The 3,398-nt window shown below is 47.2% G+C and carries 2 protein-coding genes; both read right to left on the bottom strand.

Annotated features, from left to right (window positions below; all coding sequences use genetic code 11):
- Positions 1-2,910: PAS domain-containing hybrid sensor histidine kinase/response regulator (locus LZ23_RS22635; protein ID WP_157493208.1), on the bottom strand; the 2,910-nt coding region annotated here is incomplete at its 3' end.
- A gap of 132 nt (positions 2,911-3,042) precedes the next feature.
- Positions 3,043-3,398, bottom strand: a 356-nt coding sequence (locus LZ23_RS24665; RefSeq protein WP_045214363.1) for a hypothetical protein, incomplete at its 5' end; no start/stop codon positions are given.

The following is a 3,398-nucleotide window of genomic DNA, read 5'->3' as shown; positions in this document are numbered from 1 at the left end:
CAGAGCCTGATTACCTGAAGCCTTAGACAGGCCAAGGCTGGTATTCACACCAGGCATCCGAGGCAAAGACTCTGCACTTTCAGGCATTATGGGTTGAGTATTGCGTGAGACAGAGGCTCCTCTTCTGTATACCTCATCGTCACCAATACAGTAGTAAAGTTTACTACCTGAAGATATTTTTTTGTTTTGTGAAGTCTTTGGCGGTAGTTTCTCCCTTTTGGGAACCACCCTCTGGATTTCTCGCATCAATTCCTCAGGCTCAAGGGGCTTGGATACATATCCGTCAATGCCTGACTGCAAAAAAAACTCTCTTTCTTCCTGCATTACGTAAGCGGTCAGGGCTATTATGGGCACCCGGCCAACAGATCCGTCTGTTAGTTCCAGGTCCCGAATAATCCTTGTGGCCTCAACTCCGTCCATGCCCGGCATCTGTATATCCATTAGTACGAGATCGAAAATGTCCTCTTTGTAAGCCTGTACAGCTTCCTGACCAGTGTATGCTGAATGCACCCAGTGACCTTCCTTTTCGAGTGCAAAACGGATGGAATCATGGTTCAGCTGGACATCCTCGGCCAGCAGGATATTTAATGGGGCTGGTTTGTTATCTGATTGTTCTGATCTTTGAACATGCTCTGCCTCTGATTTCTTATTTATAACCTCAAAGGGCAGTTTAACAGCAAAAGTGCTGCCCTCCCCAGGAGAACTCACAACACTTATGTCTCCACCCATCACCCTGGCAAGTTTTCTGCAGATGGCCAGGCCCAGCCCAGTTCCCTGATGTCGTTTTCTATAGGAGCTATCCAACTGGGTAAATATTTCAAAAATATCTTCAAGCTTGTCTTCCGGGATACCCGGACCTGTATCCTGAATCTCAAACCTTACAACCTGTCTGAAAGGGCCCCCCTTACTTTCAGCAGGCATTGCTCTAAGTGTTACCTCGCCATGACTTGTGAATTTTAAGGCATTGCCCACCAGGTTGCTCAGTATCTGCTCTAATCGGCCCGCGTCCCCTGTAAGGCTGTCATGAATACCGGGTTCAATCTGGAGAGACAGCTCTATGCCTTTAGCCTCGGCCTGAGCTGCATACAGGCCCTGCACCTTTCCCAGAACCGAAGACAGGGTAAACTCTTGATTGCTCAGTTCCATCCTGCCGGCCTCCACTTTGGAAAGATCCAGGATGTCGTCGATAATCCGCTGCAGGGACCTGGCAGCCTCCCGGGTCATGTCCATGATGTGTCTGCCCTTTTCACTGCTTATCTCTGATGCCAGCATCTCCATGGATCCCATTATTCCTGTCAGTGGGGTACGGATCTCATGACTCATATTGGCCAGAAAGACTGACTTGGCTCTGTTGGCAGCTTCAGCCTGGTGCTTGGCTTCAAGCAAGGCTTTTTCTGTATTTTTCAGTTCAGTTACATCCATTACAAACCCAACTATCCGCTCCGGATCTCCTTTGTCATCCCTGATAACTCCGGCTGCTTCCTTGACCCATCTAACTTCCCCCTGCTTTGTCAGTATCCGATGCTCATATCCCAGAGATACACCCTCCTTCATCTCTGTAATGGGCTTGTTTATTTCAATAACATATTTTCTATCATCAGGGTGAACTCTGTGCATAAACGCCTCGAAGGTACCTTCAAATTCCCCTGGATTTAAGCCAAACAGGACTTCGCACTCGGTTGACCAGTACAGATGTCCCTGTTGGATATGGTAAACCCAAGTTCCTGCACGAGCAAATTGCTGGGCCTGAGAGAGTCTGAGTTTATATTCAAGCAGATCTTCCTCAGCTTGCTTTCGTTGTGTGATATCGCTGAATACCACAACAGCGACGTTTCCATATTCATCATCCTGCATGGGAGCAGAAAAAATCTCTACTGGAAATATCTGACCGTCTTTCTTCTTAAAGAGCTCCTCAGACCTGTAGATTTCCCCTCTGCTTAACTTCTGGAATAAGGGACAATTATCAAGAGTGCTTATTACTGCTTTTTCATCAACGTTATTGTGAAACAGAAAATGAGCCTCACTGCCCAGCAATTCTTCCTGCTCATATCCGAGAGTCGATGAAGCAGCCGGATTGGCAAAAATAATCCTGCCATTACTGTCAATAACGTAAAGCCCTTCAATCATACTGTCGGTAACAGCCTGTAGCCTTTTCTTTTCTGCCTGAAGATTTTTTCTTTCTATAGAGAGTTCTTCTGACTGCAGGGTTATGCGTTTAAGCATGTTTTCGCGACGACTAATAACCCAGCCTCCGGATAGTGTTAAAAAGCACAGCAGAAAAGTAATTGAACCCGGAAATACCGCAGACTCCACAAGGATGCTCTTCCAGTGCGAGGCCTCGATGTCCAGACCCAGTACAGCCATGACATCTCCGGTTCCAGGCTCTGCCACAGGGACTATGGCAGACACCCATTCCCCCCATTGATCAATATAAGGTCCTTTAGTGATGGGCAGGCCATAACCAAAAACATAAGATAACTCTTTAAAAGCATCCATGTACAATTGACCAGGTTCGGCAGGAGGAAAGACCTCACCATGTCCTGCATGAGGAGTATCCAAAATGAAATAAATATTACCATTCTGGTCACGGCCCATAAGATAAAGGTCAAAATAAGGATAGACGGCATTATCCACATAGTACTGCTCAATGCGGAACAACTGCTCCATCAGTGCCTGATAATATTGGTTTGCCTCACTCAGCCAGTCATCTTTCAGCAATGATTCCAGCCGGTCAAAATTTACTGAGTTCTTTATCACCATGACCTCATGTATCAGGTTCTCTCTCAGCTCGCGGTCTTTATTGCTGACAGTCCACCAGGTTGAACCAGCCCCGGCCACTATGACCATCAGGAGCAACCCGGTAGTAAAAATGCAAATTTTTCTGTTATGCCATATGTTGATAAAATTCATAGTAAACCTGTATATTCTTGTTTATATTTGCATGGATGCCCCAACTGCATTACAGTGAGTCATTATCTTTAAGGCGAGCTGTGCCCTGCTCACGGATAACGGACTCCGGGCTTCAGTCCATGAACAGCTGCCTCACTGGTCAGTTGCTAAGGCGGCAGCAATTTCTTCCAGCTCTTTGCGGGCCTGGTCAGTTTCAAATTCTTCTACAAGTCTGTAAGCCTCCTGCAGTCTGGCCTGCAAATCAGAAGGCAGCGGCATTTGCAACAGCTCCTGCATTTTTTCCATGGCCTGACTTATGTTTTCGTCCAGCAGCATGGATGCCTCCTGGACCAGGGCTGCGGTCTGATTTGCGTCAACAGTGCCCGGCTCTACAATTTGCTGATGGTGGGGGGTAGAGGCCAGGATTTTCTGCAAAGACTCCTGTACTGTATTCATGCTGGACCTGGCTGTGGCAAACAACTGATTCAGGTCCCGGGCCTGGCCTTTAA

The organism is Desulfonatronovibrio magnus (genome assembly GCF_000934755.1).
Lineage (GTDB): Bacteria > Desulfobacterota > Desulfovibrionia > Desulfovibrionales > Desulfonatronovibrionaceae > Desulfonatronovibrio > Desulfonatronovibrio magnus.
Note: the sequence above shows the minus strand (reverse complement) of the source record. Positions and strands in the feature narration are given on the sequence as shown.